General features: G+C 39.4%; 5 protein-coding genes. 1 reads left to right on the top strand and 4 read right to left on the bottom strand.

The genetic code is table 11. From position 1 onward, the window contains the following. The 3 genes from AC33VI_RS23120 to trpC all read right to left on the bottom strand — a co-directional run. The coding region (locus tag AC33VI_RS23120) for a MutS N-terminal domain-containing protein (RefSeq protein ID WP_491784613.1) at positions 1 to 1,064 on the bottom strand (1,064 nt) is incomplete at its 3' end. Between the two features lie 264 nt (positions 1,065 to 1,328). Next, positions 1,329 to 2,585 carry an ATP-binding protein gene (locus tag AC33VI_RS23115; RefSeq protein WP_491784612.1) on the bottom strand — a complete coding sequence of 419 codons (1,257 nt, stop codon included), beginning with the start codon at positions 2,583 to 2,585 and terminating at the stop codon, positions 1,329 to 1,331. A 114-nt stretch (positions 2,586 to 2,699) separates the two neighbouring features. Continuing rightward, positions 2,700 to 3,584 (bottom strand): indole-3-glycerol phosphate synthase TrpC, encoded by an 885-nt coding sequence (trpC, locus tag AC33VI_RS23110; RefSeq protein ID WP_491784611.1) that lies wholly within the window; start codon positions 3,582 to 3,584, stop codon positions 2,700 to 2,702. A gap of 174 nt (positions 3,585 to 3,758) precedes the next feature. Here trpC and AC33VI_RS23105 point away from each other — a divergent pair, with 174 nt between their 5' ends. Then, positions 3,759 to 4,106, top strand: coding sequence for a hypothetical protein (locus AC33VI_RS23105; protein WP_491784610.1), 348 nt, complete (start codon positions 3,759 to 3,761; stop codon positions 4,104 to 4,106). A 143-nt stretch (positions 4,107 to 4,249) separates the two neighbouring features. Here AC33VI_RS23105 and AC33VI_RS23100 read toward each other — a convergent pair. Then, positions 4,250 to 5,576: M48 family metallopeptidase (locus AC33VI_RS23100; RefSeq protein WP_491784609.1), on the bottom strand; the 1,327-nt coding region annotated here is incomplete at its 5' end.

The raw sequence follows: 5,576 nt of genomic DNA, 5'->3' as shown, positions 1-5,576 counted from the left end.
ATTTTACGCAACATAGAGCGCAAATCCTGGCGCATAGAAGTATTTTCCACCAATTCTTTAATGGTAGCCTGTCGGGCAGCAATCCCTTTAAGATCTACTAATGGTTGCAACAACCAACGACGTAAGGTTCTACCACCCATCGCCGTATTTGTACTATCTAATGCCCACAGTAAAGAACCATGAAAAGTATTGTCGCGAATGGTTTGAGTGATTTCAAGATTGCGTCGCGTCTGATGATCGAGAATCAGATAGTCTGCCAAACTATAACTGCGTAGCGGTTGCAATGGCACTTGATAGGCTTTTTGGGTATCTTCTACATATTCCAATAAACCCCCCGCAGCCCTAACTCCCAGAGGTATTTGAGCGCAACCCATCCCTTCGAGAGAAGTAACATTAAAAGTAGCTTTCAATCTTTCTGTCGAGTCGATTAAGGTAAAACTCTGTTGCGATCGCAAGGAATAGCAAAAGCTATCGGGCAAATAGTCGGCTAAATACTCAGATTTTTCTCCTGGGCGCAGCAAACCATTAACATCTGGGGCATTAGCGGGAATTAATACTTCTGAAGGCTGCAAGCGCAATAATTCTAAAGTTAAACTATTTAAGTCGCTCGATTGAGTGGTAAAAAATTCCCCTGTAGAGATGTCGGCATAAGCCAAGCCCCAATGATCTCCCGCTACCACAATTGCTGCCAAGAAATTGTTTTGACGGGCTGATAACATACCATCATCGGTTAGAGTACCAGGAGTGAGTAACTTCTGCACTTCCCGACGTACCATCCGTTTTTCAGCCGTAGCTATCTTAGCATCTTCTACCTGATCGCAAATTGCCACCGCATAACCTTTTTCTACCAACTGAGTACTATAACGTTCTAAAGCGTGGTGAGGTACTCCCGTCATCGCTACTCTACCTAATTCCTTGCCTCCTTCCTTGCTGGTTTGGACTAACTCCAACTCCCTAGCAATCGTCACTGCATCTTGGAAAAAGCACTCAAAAAAATCACCAACTCGATATAGCAATAGGGCATTGGGATATTGTTCTTTCACCTCTACATAGTGCTGGTACATGGGTGAAAGCTTGGACTTATCGATATTGTGACAATCGGTAATGATTTTTCTTTCTGTTTGGTTGTGCTTTTCAGTGGGCATGAATCAGTGCAACTAGCTATCTTAACTGTCTATGACTTTATCCCATCGATCTTATCTCGATAAGGTAGTTCTCAATCTGTTTTATTATTTTGAGTCGCGACGATAAATTAAATTTCTCGTAATCATCCCAAAAATCCATATTCTTTGTTGAATTAATTCAATAGGCATTTTGGTAATAGCAGTCTAGGAATATGCAGGTAGAGTAAAGCTAATTTTAGTTCCTGTTTCTCGATCGGATTTAATAGATAAAGTACCGCCATGACTGGTAACGATTTGCTTGACAATAGCCAATCCCAAACCAGTACCGCCAGCCTTATTAGAAACAAAAGGTTCTGTAAGTTTGGGTAAAATTTCTGGAGGAATAGGAGTTCCTGGGTTAATCACGCTAATATGACAGCAATTAAGATTGTCATTCAAAGACAATTGACAAGTAACAGTTTCTCCTACTTTGATCGCCTCAAAAGCATTTCTAATTAGATTAATAATTACTTGTTTGAGTTTATTGCGATCGCCTTTAACCATCAACTGAGAATTGTCTGAGACTATTTGCAATCTACGCTGGTTGGCTTCGGGCATTTCCCTTAAGGAAAAGGTCATATCTGCTATAAATTGATTTAATTCAATCGTTTCTGCTTGCAAAATTTGCGGTTTGGCATAGAGCAAAATTTCTTGTAAAAGGCTCTTTAATCTTTCCCCCTCTTCCAAAGCCAAAGTTAGACGCATTCGATCGCGACGATCGAGATCTAATTTTTGCAGACTGGTTAAACCCATCAAAATTGTCGTAGTAGGGTTGCGAATTTCGTGGACGATAATCGAGGCAAATTGACCGATCGCTGCCAGTTTTTCTTGTTCGATTAACTTAGCTTGGGCTTCTTGTAATTGCGCCGTACGTTTGGCTACTTCTACTTCTAGAGTTTGATTAAAGTCTTGTTGTTTTTGATAGAGATTGTAATTGTCAATGGCGATTGCGGCTTTTTCGGCAAATAATTCTGTAATGCGTAAAGCTTCTGGTGCAAAGTCTTGTGGCTTGGTATCAAAACAACATACCGTACCAATAACCTCTCCTGTAGGAACTTTTAAGGGTACGCCCAAATAAGAACGATAGCCAGGAGGAGCAATTCCATATTGGTTATCGCGATCGGTATCGCTGACGCACAAACTTTGACCTGTTTCTACTACCGTACCAGTGAGACTACCGTGAAGGTTAAAGGAGTTTTGCTCCAGTTGTATTTCAATATTGCTAGCAACTACTTGATATTGCTGGCGATCGCAACAAGTAACTACCGACCAATCCACACCTAATAAACGGCTTACTACACGAGTAATTTCCTGAAGATAATCGTCTAAATTGCGATCTCGATAACTCAAGGAAGCAAGTGCTTCGAGCAGAATTTGAGATTGACTCCATGAAGGTTGTTTTTGGGGTGGAATCTTGACCATTTTGAATAATTAATAATTTAGTAATTAGTAATTAATAATTGTGGAAATAAGCGAGTTGACGATCGCTAGGAATTGTGGCGATGGGATCGGATCGAGACAATCCCTGAGAATTGGTTAAACAGTAAATAGATTAGTCACGGCTTGTTCGATATCTTCTTGCTTGACTAGAGATTCGCCAATTAAAACTGCTTTTGCTCCCGCATCTTTAACGATTTTAAGATCTTCTGGAGTATGCAATCCAGATTCGCTCACTATTACTATATTGCGTGTTGCTACAATATCTTTTCTTGCTGCAAGCATCTCGCGGGTAGTTTCTAGGCTAACAGTAAAATCTTCTAAATTGCGATTGTTAATGCCAATTAATTCTATTCCTTCGATCGCCAGTACTCGATCCATTTCTGCTAGAGTATGAACTTCAATTAAGGGAGTCATACCCAAAGCTTTGGTAATTTTGACAAAATAATTTAAGTCTTTATCTTCTAAAATAGCAGCGATTAATAAGACTGCATCCGCACCTTTAGCGCGAGCTAGATATATTTGATAGGGATATATAATAAATTCTTTGCACAGTAGGGGTAAATCTACTTCTCGTCTGACCAAACTCAGATTCTCAAAACCCCCCTGAAAAAACTTGTTGTCCGTTAAAACAGATAAGCAAGTCGCACCACCCCGTTCGTATGCTTTAGCGATCGCCACTGGATTAAAATTCTCTTTAATGATTCCTTTGGAAGGAGAAGCTTTCTTAACTTCGGCAATCAAAGCAGGATTGGTTTTACCGTTACGTAGGGCAGCTAAAAAGTCTTTGGCAGGTGGAACATCTTGTACCTGTTGGCGTAATTTTAGCAGAGGCAAGCGATCGCGCATCTTGTCTACTTCAACTTCTTTGTACCAAACAATTTTTTCTAAAATATTTTTCGGTTCGCAGTTAGGAATATCTGACTGATATTCTACTTCTCCTGTATTAATTTTAGGATTGGGATTTCTTCTTCTAATTTGCATAATTAGGGCGATCGATATCTATAAACTGTATAGATTGTATAGTACTAGTCAAATCAATAGAAAAACTAAATACTTTCTATAAAGTACTTTATATAAACTACAAGCACTATAAAATATACATTCAATGCTTATCAGATAAGTTTAGTAAACCCGTTCCTTTTTTAATATCCAGACATGAAAAAAACACCTAAATGGTATGTAAATTTGTCTACGATCGCCACCTGTAATCTTTTACTTTTCTTGTTTCCTCTCAAAGCACAAGCAGAATGGTATGTTGTCGGTTACTCATCTGATGATAATCCCATATATCTGGACGATAAATCGGTTTTTATCAAAGGAGAAGTCCGTTCTGCTAAGGTCAACCATGAAAACTTCGGGCGAGGTTTATTTGCCATAAATTGTCGAACATATGAGTATTATTTGCAGTCTAATTATGGTCGAGAGAAAGATTATGCAGCACCTGGAACGATTGCAGGAGTAATAGCTGATGAAATGTGTACTAAATACAATCGAGTAAACTAATAAAGTCCAAATTAGCAAATTGAACCCCGTCTAGTTTGAAATGCATAAGTAGGTAGGCGGAATTAAAGATAAAATCGACGATCGCCTCTATCCTTTTATTCCCCTACTGCTCTATTTTCCCTGATATTTGCCAATATTTTAAATTACCGAGGAAAAATCCGACGATAAGTTTCTACCCCTTCATAGCCATAGCGATTATAGCCTTTGGTTTGAATCAAGTCTTCTAAATATCCCATACGCTTCGTCGATGCGGGATGGCTGGAAAGTAAAGAATCGATAAAATTCTCTTTTCCTTGCAGTTGAGCTAGTTTTGCCATGACATTATATAAGCCATCGGCAGAATAGCCAGCCGCATCTAAAACTCTAATGCCCAAAACATCCGCTTGCTTTTCTTTATTGCGACTAAATTCTTGATTCAATAAAATTCCGCCAGCATTAACTATTTTGTCTGCCTTGTTACCAGTTAAACCAGACAAGAGATTTCTCCCCGTATCGGCAATAGCAACTTCTCCTAATTTCTGATAACCATGAGATAAGACAGCATGGGCTACTTCGTGAGCCATCACCCCTGCCAATTCTGCTTCCGAATCCATTAATTGCAGCATTCCTGTATGGAAAAAGATTTTACCTCCAGGTAAAGCAAAGGCATTGGGAGTAGGATCGTTAATGATATTAAATTCATACTCAAATTCATCGCGCCCCATCAATTGCGCCATCTTGTTACCAATTCCCCGCAAGTATGCCAACTGAGTTTCGTCGGATACCATAGTAGCTTGAGATTTATAACCTTCAGAGATTGCTGCGCCAGTGGCAGATTCTCCCTGTAACAACATTTGACCCAAACTCAAGCCTTCATCTTCATTGCCAATGGCAGCTTGACCGATACCGCCAAAAATACTGTTACGAGTAATTTTAGATTTTAGTTTCTTTTGATATTCCTGAAAATATTCATCCGCAGCAGCTTTGTAGGTATTAGCTTCGGGAGAATCGGGATAGCTAAAAGCATATTCCCTGGCTGCGATCGAGGCTTCTAAAGGTTCGCCATAGGCGAGTAATAATTCGATTCTTTTGTCTAAAATATCAGTGCGATTGGAATATACCTCAGATGCCGATTCAATAGTATTTAAAGCAGCATCTTCATCTGCATAAAGATCGTAAGTATCGGCTAGTAAAATATGTCCTGGGACAAATTGAGGATATTCTTGAACCAAACTTTCTAGGGGCAGAAAAATTCTGCTATCTACTTCTTCATTGCTTGCTGGATCTTCTTCGATCGCTTGAGTGGCAGCATCCCAATATTGTTTAGCTGAGGAAGGTAATTTTGCTAAATCGTTTTGGGCAACAGGAATGGGTTCGGGTTGAGTAAATTTTGGCTTAACTTGTTGCTGAATTAATTTGGCTTTTTGTAGATCCCCTTGTTTATAGAAGCGATCTGCTTCTAGCATTGCAGAATAGTAATTTCCATCATAT

The organism is Waterburya sp., assembly GCF_058530065.1.
The sequence above is the reverse complement of the archived record's forward strand: the minus strand, read 5'-3'. Positions and strand labels throughout refer to the sequence as shown.